This is a genomic window from Thalassospira sp. UBA1131 (genome assembly GCF_002311515.1).
Classification (GTDB): Bacteria; Pseudomonadota; Alphaproteobacteria; order Rhodospirillales; family Thalassospiraceae; genus Thalassospira.
Genome location: NZ_DCAO01000033.1, coordinates 5,421 through 5,623 on the forward strand (window position 1 = coordinate 5,421; position 203 = coordinate 5,623).

1 pseudogene is annotated in these 203 nt (G+C 58.6%); it reads right to left on the reverse strand.

From position 1 onward, the window contains the following. Window positions 1-203, reverse strand: a pseudogene (locus tag B3Z49_RS04780) (D-alanyl-D-alanine carboxypeptidase); the annotation flags it as partial.

Here is a 203-nt window from a genome sequence, read left to right on the forward strand (position 1 = left end):
CCCGGCTGTTCTGCTTCGCGAAGCGTGCTGCGCTTGGCAATCAGCAACTGGGCATCCGCTGGCAGGATTTTGTCTTCCGGGCTGATGCGCGGACGCGGAACAACAATTTCACCGTCCTTGGTCAGCTTCATATAGGCCTGATCAAGAAGCTTTTTCATCTGGTCATCGCGGGTGCGGGCCGTACGACCCCCAAACACGACGCC